This is a genomic window from Actibacterium sp. MT2.3-13A, assembly GCF_018139985.1.
Lineage (GTDB): Bacteria > Pseudomonadota > Alphaproteobacteria > Rhodobacterales > Rhodobacteraceae > JAGSOU01.
In genome coordinates this window covers 53,934-69,625 of record NZ_JAGSOU010000001.1, presented here as the reverse complement: position 1 = coordinate 69,625, position 15,692 = coordinate 53,934, and the positions used below count along the sequence as shown (strand labels likewise).

15 protein-coding genes, 1 tRNA gene and 3 pseudogenes are annotated in these 15,692 nt (G+C 65.6%); 9 read left to right on the top strand and 10 right to left on the bottom strand.

The window, feature by feature from the left end:
• Positions 1-96: 96 nt before the first annotated feature.
• From KCI33_RS00315 to KCI33_RS00295, 5 genes are all read right to left on the bottom strand, one after another.
• The gene (locus KCI33_RS00315; protein WP_212522750.1) at positions 97-777 is read right to left on the bottom strand and encodes a hypothetical protein; all 681 of its coding nucleotides are present in this window, start codon (positions 775-777) and stop codon (positions 97-99) included.
• Between the two features lie 443 nt (positions 778-1,220).
• Positions 1,221-2,186, bottom strand: a complete 966-nt coding sequence (locus KCI33_RS00310) for a flagellar motor protein MotB (protein ID WP_212522749.1) — start codon at positions 2,184-2,186, stop codon at positions 1,221-1,223.
• 44 nt (positions 2,187-2,230) lie between these two features.
• Positions 2,231-2,698, bottom strand: a complete 468-nt coding sequence (locus KCI33_RS00305; RefSeq protein ID WP_212522748.1) for a MucR family transcriptional regulator — start codon at positions 2,696-2,698, stop codon at positions 2,231-2,233.
• Between the two features lie 159 nt (positions 2,699-2,857).
• Positions 2,858-3,175 (bottom strand): MucR family transcriptional regulator, encoded by a 318-nt coding sequence (locus KCI33_RS00300; protein WP_212522747.1) that lies wholly within the window; start codon positions 3,173-3,175, stop codon positions 2,858-2,860.
• A gap of 216 nt (positions 3,176-3,391) precedes the next feature.
• Complete coding sequence (locus KCI33_RS00295) at positions 3,392-4,480, bottom strand: hypothetical protein (RefSeq protein WP_212522746.1); 1,089 nt, start codon at positions 4,478-4,480, stop codon at positions 3,392-3,394.
• 133 nt (positions 4,481-4,613) lie between these two features.
• Between KCI33_RS00295 and motA the strand changes: the two genes are divergently transcribed.
• Together motA and KCI33_RS00285 are read left to right on the top strand one after the other, a co-directional pair.
• On the top strand, positions 4,614-5,480 hold the full coding sequence (motA, locus tag KCI33_RS00290) for a flagellar motor stator protein MotA (RefSeq protein ID WP_212522745.1): 867 nt from the start codon (positions 4,614-4,616) through the stop codon (positions 5,478-5,480).
• A gap of 231 nt (positions 5,481-5,711) precedes the next feature.
• Positions 5,712-6,128 (top strand): flagellar FliJ family protein, encoded by a 417-nt coding sequence (locus tag KCI33_RS00285; protein ID WP_212522744.1) that lies wholly within the window; start codon positions 5,712-5,714, stop codon positions 6,126-6,128.
• 358 nt (positions 6,129-6,486) lie between these two features.
• Here KCI33_RS00285 and KCI33_RS00280 read toward each other — a convergent pair whose 3' ends face one another.
• On the bottom strand, positions 6,487-7,062 hold the full coding sequence (locus tag KCI33_RS00280; protein WP_212522743.1) for an IS5 family transposase: 576 nt from the start codon (positions 7,060-7,062) through the stop codon (positions 6,487-6,489).
• A 58-nt stretch (positions 7,063-7,120) separates the two neighbouring features.
• Between KCI33_RS00280 and KCI33_RS00275 the strand changes: the two are divergent.
• The 7 genes and pseudogenes from KCI33_RS00275 to KCI33_RS00250 all read left to right on the top strand — a co-directional run.
• A pseudogene (locus tag KCI33_RS00275) lies at positions 7,121-7,237 on the top strand (integrase core domain-containing protein); the annotation flags it as partial.
• A gap of 267 nt (positions 7,238-7,504) precedes the next feature.
• Complete coding sequence (locus KCI33_RS00270) at positions 7,505-7,972, top strand: hypothetical protein (RefSeq protein ID WP_212522742.1); 468 nt, start codon at positions 7,505-7,507, stop codon at positions 7,970-7,972.
• Positions 7,973-8,032: 60 nt separating this feature from the next.
• Entirely contained in the window at positions 8,033-10,018 is a 1,986-nt protein-coding gene (locus tag KCI33_RS00265; protein WP_212522741.1) for a M10 family metallopeptidase C-terminal domain-containing protein, read from the top strand.
• Between the two features lie 119 nt (positions 10,019-10,137).
• Positions 10,138-10,380, top strand: a pseudogene (locus tag KCI33_RS00260) (transposase); the annotation flags it as partial.
• A 53-nt stretch (positions 10,381-10,433) separates the two neighbouring features.
• Positions 10,434-10,562: pseudogene (locus KCI33_RS17855) on the top strand (IS3 family transposase); the annotation flags it as partial.
• Complete coding sequence (locus KCI33_RS00255; protein ID WP_349252166.1) at positions 10,536-11,030, top strand: excisionase family DNA-binding protein; 495 nt, start codon at positions 10,536-10,538, stop codon at positions 11,028-11,030. The pseudogene KCI33_RS17855 and the gene KCI33_RS00255, both read left to right, overlap by 27 nt.
• Before the next feature lie 2 nt (positions 11,031-11,032).
• Entirely contained in the window at positions 11,033-11,848 is an 816-nt protein-coding gene (locus KCI33_RS00250; RefSeq protein ID WP_212522739.1) for a site-specific integrase, read from the top strand.
• A gap of 71 nt (positions 11,849-11,919) precedes the next feature.
• On the opposite strand, the gene KCI33_RS00245 is transcribed toward KCI33_RS00250, so the two are convergent.
• From KCI33_RS00245 to KCI33_RS00230, 4 genes are all read right to left on the bottom strand, one after another.
• A tRNA-Pro gene (locus KCI33_RS00245) sits at positions 11,920-11,996 on the bottom strand.
• 217 nt (positions 11,997-12,213) lie between these two features.
• On the bottom strand, positions 12,214-13,317 hold the full coding sequence (locus KCI33_RS00240; RefSeq protein WP_212522738.1) for a trypsin-like peptidase domain-containing protein: 1,104 nt from the start codon (positions 13,315-13,317) through the stop codon (positions 12,214-12,216).
• A 243-nt stretch (positions 13,318-13,560) separates the two neighbouring features.
• Positions 13,561-14,667: a 3-isopropylmalate dehydrogenase gene (gene leuB / locus KCI33_RS00235; protein WP_212522737.1), complete on the bottom strand. Its 1,107-nt coding sequence runs from the start codon at positions 14,665-14,667 to the stop codon at positions 13,561-13,563.
• Positions 14,668-14,729: 62 nt separating this feature from the next.
• Positions 14,730-15,611, bottom strand: a complete 882-nt coding sequence (locus tag KCI33_RS00230; protein WP_212522736.1) for a LysR family transcriptional regulator — start codon at positions 15,609-15,611, stop codon at positions 14,730-14,732.
• Positions 15,612-15,692 lie beyond the last annotated feature (81 nt).

Sequence of the window (15,692 nt, the reverse complement as noted above, 5' to 3'; positions counted from 1 at the left end):
CGCAAGAATAGAGAAGCACAACCGGATGCTACTTGAAAGAAAACTCTGGTTAACTGTTGGTTAAAGTCCGGCCCGCCGACGCGCTGGCGCTGCCGCTCAACTGTCGCAGAGCCGGGCGGTATGCGCGCCAAGCCGGTCCATCACCGCGTTCTGAACCAGCCCCAGCCATTGGTCGTAGCTGCGCGCGCCACCAGGGAAATGCATCAGCCCCGCGCCGATCTGCTCGGGTCTGGGCGCGGAGAAGCCGGCGTCGATCGTCGCGAGGTAGCGGCGCAGCCGCGGGCTGGCCAGGAAGTCCTGCTGAAGGAACAGGCCGCTGGTCTCGACCCGGCTGTGCTGCGCGCCCGACCAGAATGCGCCCAGAGAGGCCGCGAGCCCTGCCCGGAAATGCGCGGGCTTGAGACCGAGGTGCTGCAGGCCAGAGCCGCTGGCCATGCTGTGATAGGAGCAACCCATGACGTAGAGTGCGGAGCTTTCCCGGTGCAGGGGAAAGACATTGCGGCTGATGACGTCGAGCAGCGCGTTGCCCACGACCATGCCGAGATTGTAGGACATGTCCTCGTCCGTGGTCGGCCCGTCCTGGCCGTCCTCCTCGCTGATCACGATCGCGGTCCCGTAAGGGACGTCGATGCCCAGTTCCTCGACCAGAACATCGCCCAGGGGCAGCCCCGGCAGCAGCTCGGTCTCGTCCGACAGGATGCAGACCCGGTCAACGCCCGCAGTCGCGCTCAGATGCACGGCGCGCACCGGCAGCAACCCCTTGAGCAACCCGGCCATGCGGCGTGTGGCGTTACTCCCTGAGGTTGTAACATCTCCTTGCCAAATCAGTTCGAGCAGCCGCACGTTTCGCATCTGTGGTCCGATTCTGAGTGCAATGTTGGAAACATTCTTAATGCCTCGAATAGGCCTCTGAAAAGCCCAAGATTGAAAATTCTCTACTACATGCATGGTGTTGTTATGCATGGATGCCAAATATGTTGTGTTCGCCCCTATGCAATTCTGGCCGATTTCGTTTCCAAATCTGAGGTTTCTCCGGGTTTGGAGGGATCTGAAGGGTTATTTCAGGTCGAATAGGCGTCCTGTGGATAACTCGCGCAATAGTTGTCAATGCGCCGCAGGTTCGGGCGATGTGGCTCTGTCGCTTGACCGCGGCGCGGTCTTCCTTGCCGCAGGGGCAGGGCGATTCGTTTTCAGGCATAGGGTGGGCTGACGCCGCGCGCCTAATCGCCGGCGGCGGTCAGGGCGGGATCGGGATATTCCAGCAGCACGCTGATGCGGCGGTTTTCCGGCGCCTCCGGGTCTTCGACGTTCAGCGGCGCCGTGTCGGCCAGGCCGGAAATCCGCGATATGCGCGCCGGGTGGACGCCCGCGTCCAGCAGGATCCGGCGCGTGGCGTTCGCGCGGTCGGCGGACAGTTCCCAGTTGCCGTATCCGGCGCGGCTTGCATAGGGCACGGCGTCGGTATGCCCGGAAATCGCAAGCGGATTCGGCAACTCGACGACCGCGGCGCCGATGATGCGGATCAGGTCGCGCGTCTTGTCCTCGATCCGGGCGCTGCCGGAGGCGAACATCGGCCGGCCCTCCCGATCGACGATCTGCACGCGCAGCCCCTCGGGCGTCCGGTCGAAGCGCAGGTTTCCGGCATATTCCTCAAGGTCCGGGCGGGCCTTGATCGCCTGCTCGATCTCGTCTTGCAGCACCTCGAGCCGCGCCTCGCGCTGCTTGCGCTGCCGCTCGATCTCCAGCTGCTCGGGCGTGACCTCGGCGGCGGTTTCCGCGATCGACGCGCCCTCGCGCGGGGCCGGTTCGTATTCGATCACCGTCTCGCGGGCGGCTTCGTCGCGGAGCCGGCTGTCGAAGACCGCCAGGGGGTTTTCCTGGCCGAAGCTCGGCAGTTGCACCTCGCTCTTGGGGCCCTCCGTGCCGCTCATCACGCCGTCGGGGCCGAGGACCTGCCCGTCGAGCACACCCTGTCCGCGTCCGCCCGCCTCGGAGAGGCTGGGGGTGAAGTAATCGGCCAGGCCGCGCAGCTTTTCCTCGTCGGAGGCGGCGAGGATCCAGAGCATCAGGAAGAACGCCATCATCGCGGTCATGAAGTCGGCATAGGCCACCTTCCACCCGCCGCCGTGATGGGCGTGGTGCCGGTCGTCGTCGAGCTTCTTGATGATGATGGTTTCTCTTGCCATTCACTCGGATCCGGGATGGGCGCGCGCGGCCCGCGGAGGGCGCCTCAGCAGGCGCTCTCCCCTTGCGCCGCGCCGGCCGTCCGGCCCGAAGGGACGGCCTCGCGCGCGTATTTCCCGAAGCCCGCCTTCTTGGCGTAGTCGGCCTTTTTCTCGGAATAGCTGGGCGCGACCAGCGGCATGTCCTCGGGCAGGTCGAAGAGGCGGCGGTAGTCCGCCTCCGTCAGGCCGTGCTCCGCCCCGAGATGGCGCTTGAGCATCTTGAACCCCTTGCCGCAGCACAGGCAGTAGACCTTGTCGCGGGTGACCGCCTCGTCGATCGGCAGCGCGGGCCTGGGTTTTTCCTCGGTGGGGGCGGCCGCCTCGGGGGCGGGCGCCGGAGCGGCCTCGGCGCGCAGTTCCCGCTTCAGCTTGGCGAGGAGTTCAACGATCTGGTCCGGTGTCACGTCCGGGCGGGCGGCGTAGGCGGCGACGATCGTCGCGATCACGTCGTCCCTGGTATCTGATGTCGTCATGGCATGACCTCAGTTTCGGGCGATCCGCGCCGGCCGGGCGGCAGCTGTGCGCGCGGCTCCGGGCGGCGTTCTGTGCATCGCCGTGGCATGTTTCTTTGCCGGATAGTCGAATTCTTCGACAAATAGTACTTGTTATTCTTGCACCAATTCGCAGCGTTCTCAACTCTGTTTCTGCTGGTGCATGTTCAATACCTTGTCGCGGTGCTGAATGTAAGTCGCCGCCGCCATCGGATAGTCCCCCGGCAGGCCCCATTTCCTGCGGTATTCGTCGGGACTCATCCCCAGCTGCTCGCGCAGGTGGCGGCGCAGCAGGATCTGCCGTGTTCCGGTTTCGAGGCAGATCAGGAAATTCGGGGTCACGCTGTCTTCGACCGGGACGGCGGGGGCGGAATGCCGCTGCGCCATGTCTTCGGTTCGGCGCGGCCGTGCGGCCCTGCCGGGCAGACCCTCGCGCCACCTGTTCATCAGTTCGTTCAAGGCACTCTTCCCTGTGCACCAGCGCGGCCCACATGGCCATCGCGCCCTCGCTACTCTCGTTTGTCAGGTATGGTCCGGAGGTTAAGGAACTTTGAAAAGCTGCGGAAAAATCGCGCGGCAGTCCCATGATTCCGGCGCAGTGCCGCCGACGCCGTCCGCCGGTCGCGCGATATCGGGCCGTTCAGCGTGGGAGGAGGCGAAAGCCGCGCGTCCCGGTTACCGCGCGGCATCGCGCGAATCGGCGCGCGCGAAGCTCTCGATCATGGTCAGCGCGGCGTGGTCCGGCGCGCCCGGCTGCACCGGCCCCGGACGGGGGGGCGGGGTCGTGTCCTGCCAGGCGGAGACGACGGTACCCGAAACCAGCCCCACCGCCGCAAGGCCGGCGAGGGCCAGGCGGAACGGGGTGATCAGCCGGCGCGGACGCCTCTGCGGCGGGGCCTCGCCCGGGGGCAATGCGGCGCCCGGCGTCACGAACACCCCGGCGGGGGTCACCACCGCCTCCGCCGCGTGCGGCTGGCGGCAGAACCGCGTCGCCAGCGCCTCGGGGAACTGGCTGGCCGGGATGTCCAGCAGCGCGCCCGCGCCGGGCGTCCAGCCGTCGAGCGACCGGCGCGGCAACACGAAACGTTGGAAATCGTCGCGGAGGCCGATCTGCGCCACCGGCAGAGGCTGCGCGTTCTGAGGCCCCTTGCCGGGCTCCAGCACCAGCCGGATGCGGCCGCCGGCGCCTTCCAGGCGGGCCGGCAGAAGGTGACTGCCGCGCCGCGCCAGCACGCTGGCCGGGGCATAGCCCGGCGGCAGATCGGGCACGCTCTCGCGGGGCGGCTCGGAGGGTGGCTCGGTCGCGCGGCGCTCGGGCTGCGCGAAGGAGAACCACGGCGCGGGCGTGGAGGGATCCTGCCGCTCCGGCACCCGCCGGCCGACGGCGGCGTCGGTCATCACCTGGGGGTCGAGCCCCTCCTCCAGCGCGAAGCGGTAGTTGATCGCGTAATCCGAGGCTGTCTCCAGCAGCCGCTCGGCGCCGCTCACGAGGGTCAGCAACTGCTGCCGTTCCGAGAACAGGATGCGCAGGGTGGGGTGGCCGGGCCGTTCCGGCACAACGCTGAAGCCCCCGGCCGGCCGTCGAAGCAGGGCGGCGACGCGGGCCAGGACCCTGTCCTCCTCGTCGCGGTGGTGCACCAGCATGTCGCAGCCGCCGTGCTCGTCCAGGCACAGCACGAGCTTCATGTCCTCCGGCCAGTCGGGCAGAAGCTCCGCGAGGTCGCTCTCGTCGATGAAATAGGCAAGGGCCCCGGGTTTTTGCATGTTGATGCTTCGCTGAGCTTTGGAAAATCTGAAACAATCCTTGCTTATGCTTGTATTATTGTCAATTATTCTTATCAGAACCGCAGGGCGGCCGGCCGCCCAATCGAATTTCTCGCGGCAAGGGTGGCGCAGGATGACATTGTTCCTTGGTCTGATCATGGTGTTCGGCCTGGTCTTCGGCGGCTTCGCGCTGTCAGGCGGCAAGCTGGACATCGTCCTGCACGCGTTGCCCTTCGAGGGCATGATGATCGCCGGCGGTGCGCTGGGGGCCTTCGTGATCGCCAACTCCTTCCTGGTGATCAAGAACTCGATCAAGGGGATCGGCAAGGTCATCAAGGGGCCGAAATGGAAGGCTGAGGATTATGCCGACCTGCTCAACCTGATGTTCGAGTTCGCGCGGGTCTACAAGACGCGCGGCATCATCGCGCTCGACTCCCATATCGAGAGACCGGGCGAAAGCGCGATCTTTCAGCGCTATCCCAAGATCCTCCAGGATCACTTCGCGACGGAGCTGATCACGGATTCGCTGCGCCTGCTGCTGATGCAGTTCGACGACAGGTATCAGACCGAGGATGTCATCAACCGCAAGATCAAGAAACACCACGGCGAGGCGCTCGCCGCGTCGCGGGCGATCCAGACCATGGCCGACGGGCTGCCGGCGATCGGCATCGTGGCCGCCGTCCTGGGGGTGATCAAGACCATGTCCTCGATCGATCAGCCGCCCGAGGTGCTCGGCGCGATGATCGGCGGCGCGCTGGTCGGCACGTTTCTCGGCGTGTTCCTGGCCTATTGCATGGTGCAGCCGATCTCCGGGCGGCTGATGCAGATAGAGGAGGAGGACAGCGCCTTCTACATGGTCATCCGCGACATCATCGTGGCGATGGTGGCCAACCACCCGCCCAGCATCTGCGTCGAGATCGGCCGCGGCAATATCCCGAGCAGCAAGCAGCCGGATTTCTACCAGGTCGAAGGCGCCCAGAAGGAGCTGCCGGCGGCATGAGGCGCTGGGGGATCGCGGCCGCCCTTGTCGCCTGCGCCGGCCCGGCCGTCGCGGCGGGTCCCGGCGGGGACGCGGCGCCGCCGCCGCAGGGTGCGGCCACGACCGTCACCGCCCCCGTCGCGCGGAATCCCCTGCCGCCGGCCATCCTGAAAAAGATGCGCGAGCGGCTGCAAGAGCGCGCGGGACAGGCGGCCCCGTCTCCCGCCGCAGACACGCCCGCGGGGCACTGACATGGCGCGCCGCCGCATCGCCGCGCTTGCCCTGCTGGAGCGGCTGCGGCGGCACGAGATCGAGGAACAGGCGCGCGAACTGGGCGCGTTGCGGGCGCGCATCGCGGAACTGGAGCGGCAGCGCGAGGCGCTGCGCGAACGGCTGCGCCGCGACGCCCATGTGTCCACCATCGAGGCGGCGCCCTATCTCGGCGATTTCATCCGCTCGATCCGCCGCGAGATCGCCGTGCTGGAGGCCGAGATCGCCCGATTCTCCCCCCGCATGGACGAGTTGGAGGCGATCATGCAGGGCAGGTTCGCCGAGCTGAAAACCTACGAGACGGTGCGGCTCGAAAAGGAATGGGAAATGCTCCGCCAGCTACAGCGGCGCGAGGCGGCCGAACTTGAGGAGCTGGCGCTGCAGCGTTGGGCGCGGTGATCCCGGCGGCCGCGCGCGCTTTTGCGCCGTGGTGCGCCCAAGACGCTTTCGACGCCCCGGCTATGCGGAGGAACGGCGGATCGTGCGTGAGAAAATGGCCGGAGTGAGAGGATTCGAACCTCCGACCCCTGCCTCCCGAAGATCGGTGCAGGCGGCCAAGTCATTGATTTCTGGTCAAAGGAGCCCTGTTTTTCGGATGGTTTGGCCAAGGAAGCCAACCAAGTTCAGGTTCGACAGGTTCATTGAACCTAGGAGCACTGTCTACAGAGTTTGCAGTTTGAGATCGGTCAGCGGGACGCTCAAGGGCTCTGTTGCACAAATCGTCTGATGGCCGGGCTACCCCCTTCCCTGGACGGACTTATCCCACAGCTTCAGTCACGGGTATGCCGAGCGCGGTGTAGCCGTTCAGGACGGCGAAACGGACCTGGATATCTGCAACCTGACGCTCGAAGGCGCGTGCCATAAGGCGCTGGCCGAGTAGTTTCACGCAATGCATCTTCGTCTCGACGCGGCTTCGGCGGTGATAGCCGCTCCATCGTCGCCAGAGCGCACGGCCCAGGTATTTCGATGCCCGCAGGGCCTCGTTGCGCGCCACGGCGCCGGCAGTGACGGTCTTCCATGGCTTGGCATTCTTGCGGGGCGGGATGACGGCGGCGGCACCGCGGTCGGCGATGGCATTGTGGCACTTGCGCGTATCATAGGCGCCGTCTGCCGTGACGCTGCCGATCTCCTGATCGGCCGGGATCTGGCTGAGCAGGTCGGGCAGTACCGGCGCATCGCCGATGTGGCTCCCGGTGATCTCGACCGCCCGGACCTCCAGCGTCCAGCACATCTCGGGATCGAACCAGATAGCCAGGGAGCCCCGCTTCTTCAGCACGTCGTTGTCATCAGGCCAGTTCGTGGTCTTGTAGGTCGGGGGTGTCGGTCTGCTCATGACCTCCAGCTATCACGCTGGATTCCCAAGGTGAATCCCGTCACCAATTTGTGCAACAGAGCCCTTCTACAGCCTGCGCGAGGCGCAAATCCTAGTCGAACAATGGAGGAAACACTACAACACGAAGCGACCCCACAGCGCTCTGGGCTACCGCCCACCGGCACCGGAACCCATCGTCACGATGGAACCGCGGCCAATCATGCACCAACAATCAAATTGGACCACTCAAGCGGGGCTGATCGGGGCGATCCGGATCATCCATGTCGCCGGAGGGGCACTCTATATGTGCTCGTCCTGGGGCTCTCCAAAGAATCCTGCAATTTCAATCGGTTTGATGGAGATCAAGTTCGAGGAGGCGATATCTCTGCTACCGCTAATAAAATGCGAGTGGCGCTATCGCTGCGGCGTTTCCTCGCGGATCCCGTAACCTGATGAGCACCCGATGAAGGACATCCTGTCAGAATTTGCCGCCTCCACCCGCGTCACCATGCGGGCCGCCGCACAGGTCGCTGCGCTCGTCGGGGCCACGGTTCTCAACGCCGCCACCGGCCCGGTCAGCATCACCATGGACGAGAATTCCGGGCTTTACACGATCAGCTGGCTCGGCACCCCGGACCGGATCATCGTCCGCTGGAAGCTGATCACGGCGCAGGGAGAGATCTACGTTTGCGGAAATTACGCGCTCAAGGGCCACTCGATGAATCGCCTGAGTCAGAAGGCCATTCGCGACGTGGCGATCCGAATGGATGACAAGATCATCGTGCAGGACCTGAGCTACTTCACACGCCTCCAATCGGAGGGTCAACTGATCGGCGGCATGGCCGCCTGCAAGGGCACCGGCGCCGCGGCGCCGAAGGAGAGGGGGCACACCTTCAGCATCGGCAGCGGAAAGAAGGTCTACCGGGATTAAACTGGGCGGCGCTTCGAAAAAATCATGGGCGGCGCTTCGAAAAAATCAATAGAGATCGAGATGTCAGAACTTGAGTTCCCCTTCACGGCCTACAGGACGTTCTCCGCAACCGAAATGCTGCCGGGTGGCAATTGGCGCATCGTCAGCCCCGATTCGATACGGCGCACCGAGCCGTGGGGGAGTCCGGACGACGCGCCGGCCGAGGGCATGTCCGACACGGAAGCGGCGATCGCAGCGCTCTCCTCGTCCGATCCGCTAAGCACGATCGATTGGGGCGCAAGGGTGCCGACCACGGTCATCGATGTCTATTTCGCGCCCGCGGGCAGCTACATCGACGGTGTCACCGATTTCGGGCCGTCGCAGGGCTTCACGGCATTCGAGAGACGGCAGATTCTCTCGGCGCTCGAGCAATTCGAGCAATACACCAATCTCCGTTTCCATGAGACGACCTCGGAAGACGCGGCCGAGTTCCGGTTGGGCAGCTTCGAACTCGACGAATATGATGCCATCGCCTTCATGATGCCGCCCGGCGATGTCCATTCGGGTTTCATGGCCTTCGACCCGGATTACCTGCAGGCGAGGGACGCCGACAGCGGAAACCCGCTGCTCGCGCGCGGCGGTTTCATCTATGCGGTCCTGCTGGAGGAGCTCGGCCACGGCCTCGGGCTGGCCCATCCCCATGACGAGGGCGGCGCCTCGACCATCCTTCAGGGCGTGGATGCGCCAACCGGCTCCTACGGCGTAGGTAACCTCAACCAAGGTGTCTACACGATGATGGGCTGGACCGAGGGCTGGCCCGCCGGGCCGTATGGCAGAGAGTACTATGATGGCATCTATACCCTTGTGAACGACTTCGGCTACGAGGCCACGCCGATGGCGCTTGATGTCGCGGTGCTGCAACGGAGTTACGGCTCCAATCTCGGTTGGGCCACGGGCAATAACGTCTACCTTTTACCCGAGACCAACGGGGCCGGGACGTTCTTCGAGTGTATCTGGGATGCAGGCGGCATCGACACGATCCGCTACGGGGGCGCGGCCGATGCGACCATCGACCTCCGCCCGGCGAGGCTTTTGGGAGAGGTCGGAGGGGGCGGTTATGTCTCCTATGCGGACGGCATCCGGGGCGGTTACACCATTGCCGCGCGGACGGAGATCGAGAACGCGACCGGCGGTTCGGGAGATGACCTTCTGACCGGCAATGCGGCGGACAACCTGTTGCAGGGCCGCACCGGCAACGACATCCTGAGCGGGCTTGACGGCCAGGACACCCTGCTTGGCGGCGATGGGCACGACAGGCTGGTCGGCGGGGGCGGCAGCGACGAGATCTGGGCCGGCCTTGGCAATGACACCCTGGTCGGCGGCTGGCGTGACGACACCTTGGGCGGCGGCGGCGGCGATGACCAGATCTGGGCCGGCGATGGCGATGACCTGCTCTATGGTGGGGACGGCGCCGACACGCTGGGCGCGGGGGCGGGCGCGGACGAGGCTTGGGCCGGGGCGGGCGACGACACCGCCTATGGCGGCGACGGCGCCGACCGCATCGGCGCGGGGCTGGGCGATGATGAGGTCTGGGCCGGCCTTGGCAATGACCTTGCCTTTGGCGGGTCGGGCACCAACAGGATCGGCGGTGGCGGGGGCAACGACACGCTGTGGGGGGGCGACGATGCCGACTCGATCTACGGCGGCAATGATGATGACGAGATCGGCGGCGCGGCTGGCGATGACGGGGTCTGGGGCGGCAATGGCGACGACCTGCTGCGCGGCGGCGCGGGCGACGACACGCTGGGCGGCGGCGCGGGGGCCGATACCTTCGTCTTTGCCGCGGGGTCGGAGAGTGATCGGGTGGTAGGCTTCACCGATGATGTGGACACGCTGCGGCTGAACGACAACCTGTGGAGCGGCGCCCTGACGGCGCGCCAGGTGGTGACTAATTTCGCCACCGTGACGGGCGGCAACACGGTGTTCGACTTCGGTGGCGGCGACGTGCTGATGGTGATGGGGATCACCGATCCCGTCAGCCTGGTCGACGATGTTCTCATCGTCTGAGGCATGCGCGCAGCGCGCCGGTTCTGTCGTGGCGGACTGCATTGCGTCGTCAATCGGCTTTGTTGCACAAATCCGCTGAGCGGATTCATCTCATGAATGCAGCATGATAGCTGGTCCCCATGAGCAGGCCGATACCCCCGAGTTACAAGACCACGAACTGGCCTGATGACAACGAGGTGCTGAAGAAGCGGGGCTCCCTCGCTATCTGGTTCGATCCCGAGATATGCTGGACGCCGAAGCCGTGCGGCAGGCGTGGCCGCCGACAGGCTTACAGCGACGCCGCGATCCAAACCTGCCTGACGATGAAAGTGCTGTTCGGCATGGCGCTGCGGCAGACGACCGGGTTCGTCGAAAGCCTGTTGTGAACCGCACCGGGTTTACCGGAGGCTCCAACTCCTGAGTAGGATGGAGCATCATGAACAAGACGACGAACAAATATTCTCCCGAAGTTCGCGAACGTGCGGTTCGCATGGTTCTGGACAATCAGGGGCAGCATGAGAGCCGCTGGTCGGCGATCATGTCGATTTCATCGAAGATCGGCTGTGGTTGCGACGTGCAAAGGACGACTGGAAAACACATATACTGTCTTTCTTTTGTTGTATTTCAGATGCTTAAAAATTTCCATCGGTCATCAAGTGCATCCGAGCTGCTCGTCGCTATAACGCAAGTAGGCGATCAGAAAGGAGTGCTCGATTTGTCACCGCGCTATACCCCCAAGACCCTTGCTGAGCGCTGGAGTTGCAGCTCTGAGACTGTCCGCCAGCTCTGCAAGTCCGGCCAGCTCGAAAGCTTCAGAGTTGGTCGCCAGTTTCGCATCCCGGCGCACAAAGTGGAGGAATATGAGCAGCGCAGGAATACAGCATCGGCCGCCTCAATGGTCGCTTCGTCGTTGTCTGGTATGAGAAAGATAGACGCAGACGCCGGTATCGTCTTGAAGCGGACACTCTTGAACGCGCCGAAGCCGAAGTCCGTGATGTCCTCCTTGCCCAGACATCCGCAAAGAATGAACTGACCGTGGAGACGATCTGGAAGGCCTACAGCGAAACCGTCGTGGGCCGCCCGGTTCACGAGAGCATGGAATACACGGGACGCTCGGTGCTCCCTTGGTTCGGGGCCTTCCGTCCTGACCAGATCAGCGTCCGGGACTGCAAGGCCTACATCACCGACCGCAGGCAGGCGGGCATCCAGGACGGCACGATCTGGACGCAGCTCGGCAAGCTAAGGACCTTCTTGAATTGGGTCGAGCAGACCGGATTGATCGATCGGGCGCCCTTCATCGAGCGTCCGAGCAAGCCGGCGCCCAAGGAGCGGTATCTGACGCGCGAGGAGATCACGCGGATCCTCTCAGTCAAGCGTGCACCGCATATCAAGCTGGCGATCCGGCTTATGTTGTCCACGGCGGCCAGGGTGACGGCCGTGCTGGAGCTCACCTGGGAACGGGTGGATTTCGAACGCGGTCAGATCAACCTCCGCACCGGTGAGGGGCAGAGGAAGGGGCGGGCCATCGTCCCCATGACCGAGAGCCTGCGTGCTGCGCTCGTGGAGGCGCGCAGGGCAGCGCTGTCTGACTACGTCGCGGAATGGGCAGGAGGCCCCGTGAAATCCATCAAGAAGGGCTTCAAGGCGGCCGCGGTCGAGGCCGGCCTGCCCGACGCGTCACCCCACGTGCTGCGGCACACGGCGGCGGTTCATATGGCTGAGGCTGGTATCTCGATGGACGAGATCGCCCAGTATCTCGGTTATTCGGATTCGCGGATCACGGCGTCCACCTATGCACGCTACAGCCCGGAGCACCTCCGCAAAGCCGCCCGCGCGCTGGAGTTCGGCTAGCGCTCAGGTTCGATGAACCTCGGAGCACTGTCCTGAAAACAAAAAAGGCGCCCTGGGGCGCCTTGTTTTTATGGTCGGAGTGAGAGGATTCGAACCTCCGACCCCTGCCTCCCGAAGACAGTGCTCTACCAGGCTGAGCTACACTCCGAACCCTTGGCGTCTTCGACGAACCGAACCATCTTTTTTCGAAGTCGGGGCTTCGGATGCGTTCGGCGTCTGGTGACGACGCTGTCGGGCTTACGGCGGCCTCTATCGTCAATTCGGAATATGATGTCAAGCGGTGTTCGGCAAACTTGTTTCGCCTGCCGGCGAAGTCGCGGCGGCGCCTTTGTCGCGGGCCCGCGACGCGGCGCGGGCGGCGCCGGTCAACGGTGTTCGCGGTAGATGCTGAGTTCCTCCAGCAGCAGCGGTCTTTCCTCCAGAAGGACCGTTGCCTCCCGGCGGGCGCCGTCCCGCATGTAGACGATATCCACGCGCTGGCCGACCTTGAGATCGCGGACGATGTCCAGCGCCTGCCGGCGCGTGACGATGCGCTGTCCGTTGACCTCAAGGATGATGTCGCCGCCCAGCAGGATCTCGTTGCCGCCCCACATCACCGGCCAGCTGCCGCCGCGCAGCCCGGCCCGGTCGGCGGCGCTGCCCGGTTCCACCGTCTCGACGAGAAAGCCGGTATTCGCCTCCCAGCCCTCCTGCGGGATGCCGAGCATCATCAGGACCGGCGGTGTGGCGATCTGGCCGTAAAGCCCGTGCCAGGGCCGCGAGACCTTGCCCTTCTCGATCAGTTCGGTCAGCGCGGGGCGCAGCACCCCGACCGGGATGGCGAAGCCGAGGTTCTCGGCCCCCTCGCGGCTGATGGCGGCGGTGATCATTCCGATCAGCCGGCCGCAGCTGTCCACCAGCGGCCCGCCGGAATTGCCCTGGCTGATCGCCGCATCGGTCTGGATATAGGGGGACAGCCAGCTCGACGTGGTCATCGGCAGGACGCGGCTTTCGCCCGACACGATGCCGGCGGAGAGCGATTTGCCGAGGCCGAGCGGAAAGCCCACGGCATAGGCCCTCTGCCCGATCCGGGCCGCGCCATCTTCGGCAAAGGGCAGGCCCCCACCGTCGCCGATCGGCGGCCAGGGGCGCAGCACCGCGATATCCAGCGTCGGATCGACCCCGACGATCTGAACGTCATGGGCGCGGTCGTCGACGAGGATGGCCAGGGTGTTGGCATCCGCCACCACATGGTAATTCGTCGCCACATAGCCGCCGTCGAGCAGATAGCCGGAGCCGCCGCGGGCGGTGATCCGGCCGACCACCCGGAACGGGTTGACCGCGATGGTGAAGATCTCGACCACCTTGTCCTCGACCTTGGTAAACAGGTCGCTCTCGGGCAGGGCGCAGTCGGGTTCCGCCGCCTGCACCGCGCCGCCCGCCAGCAATGCAAGGGTCAGGCCCCGCAAACAGGATACGAAATTCGGCATTTCCCCCTCCCACGCAAAAGGCGCGACAGACGCGCCCGGCGTCGCCGGGGGGGCGGCCTGCCGGCCGGTTGACCTCAGGGCAGTGTGAGGGCGCGCGCGCCGGCGGGCCTTGACGGAGATCAAGTGCCCCGGGGAGGGGCGCGCGGTCCGACCGGCCCCGTCGCACGGACAGGGGCCCGAAACAAGACGCGCGCGGCTTTCGGAAAAGCCGCGCGCGCAATCACACCCCGGAATGGGGAGGTCTCAGAGGCTGGCGTCCAGCGCCGCGACGATGGCGTCGCCCATCTCGCTGGTGGAGACCGGGGTCACGCCCTCCTCGCCCAGCAGGTCGGCGGTGCGAACGCCGTCGGCCAGCACCTTTTCGACCGCCGCTTCCAGCCGGTCGGCCTCGGCGCCCTGATCGAAGGAATAGCGCAGCGCCATGGCGAAGCTCAGGATGCAGGCGATCGGGTTGGCCTTGCCCTGGCCTGCGATGTCGGGGGCCGAGCCATGCACCGGCTCATAGAGCGCCTTGGGCCGGCCGTTCTCCATCGGCGCGCCCAGGCTGGCCGAGGGCAGCATGCCGAGGCTGCCGGTCAGCATCGCGGCGGCATCCGACAGCAGGTCGCCGAACAGGTTGTCGGTGACGATCACGTCGAACTGCTTGGGCCAGCGGCACAGCTGCATGGCGCCGGCATCGGCATACATGTGGCTCAGCTCGACATCGGGGTATTCCTCGTCATGGACCTTCTGCACCACCTCGCGCCAGAGGATGCCGGATTCCATCACGTTGGCCTTCTCCATCGAGCAGACCTTGTTGTTGCGCTTGCGGGCCAGTTCGAAGGCCGAGCGCGCGACGCGCTCGATCTCGGATTCGGTGTAGCGCTGGGTGTTGATGCCCACGCGCTCGTTGCCTTCCTGGAAGATGCCGCGCGGCTCGCCGAAATAGATGCCGGAGGTCAGCTCGCGCACGATCATGATGTCGAGGCCCGCCACCACGTCACGCTTCAGTGAGGAGAAATCGGCCAGCGCGTCGAAGCACTGCGCCGGGCGCAGGTTGGCGAAAAGGTCCATCTCCTTGCGCAGGCGCAGCAGGCCACGCTCGGGCTTCACGCTGAAATCGAGGTTGTCGTATTTCGGGCCGCCCACGGCGCCCAGCAGGACGGCATCGACCTCCTGCGCCTTGGCCATGGTCTCGTCGGTCAGCGGAACGCCGTGCTTGTCATAGGCGCAGCCGCCCACCAGGTCCTCGGTCACGTCGAAGGCGAGGCCGCGCCTGGCGCCATACCAGTCGATGACCTTGCGCACCTCGGCCATCACTTCGGGGCCAATCCCGTCGCCGGGGAGGATAAGAAGGGTGGGGGTGCTCATGGTCGGCATGTCCTTGATCTGAGAATAGGGTGACGAAGGGGTAATGCGTGGCGGCAGACGGGTCAAGCGCCGGACAGGCGCGCCGCCAGCGCGTCCCAGACCAGCCGGATGCGCGGGGTGTGGCGCAGCGCGGCGGGCGCGGCCAGCCAGACCGGCAGGGCGGGCAGCGGCAGATCGGGCAGGATGCGCTCCACCCCCGGCTCGGCCTCGCCGATGGCGACCTGCATTCCGCCGACGCCGCAGCCGGCGCGGACCAGCTGCCAATAGGCGGCCTGGTCGTCGCAGCGCACCGCGAAGAAGTCGCGCGACACCTCCAGCCCGGCGGCACGCATGGTGCGGATGATGGTCTCGTTGGCGTCGAAACCGACGAAATCCAGCGCCATCAGTTCCTCCACGCTTTCCGGCCGTCCCACCCGGTCGAGAAAGGCGGTGGCGGCATAAAGCCCGATCTTCTGGTCGGCGACATGGGCGGCGATGAGGTCGAGCTGGGTCGGGCGATACATGCGCAGCGCGATATCGGCCTCGCGGAACAGCAGGTTCTCCGAACTGTCCGAGGGCACCAGGTCGATCTGGATCTGGGGATGGGCGCGGCGGATCTCAGCGATGATCGGCGGCAGGATGAAATGCGACACGACCGCCGAGGCGGTCACGCGCACCGGCCCGACCAGGCCCGAGTCCTGCCCCGCTGCGGCCAGCTGCAGCCTGGCGGCGGCCTCGCGCATCTGTTCGGCCGGCCCGATCAGGCCGCGCCCGGCCTCGGTCGGGATCAGCCCCCTCGGCGCGCGGGTGAACAGCTCCACCCCCAGCGCCTCTTCCAGCGCGCGGATGTGGCGGCCGATGGTGGGCTGGCTCTGGCCCAGCCGCCGCGCCGCGGCCGACAGTGATCCGGTCTCCGCGACGGCGGCGAAGCTCTGCAACAGGGTCCAGTCCAGCGGGTTATCCATTCAATAATGAATAGCATATCGTTGATCTTGGACAATTCTAAAACGCAGGTGTCTGGCCCACCTTGCCCTCAGCAACAGCAA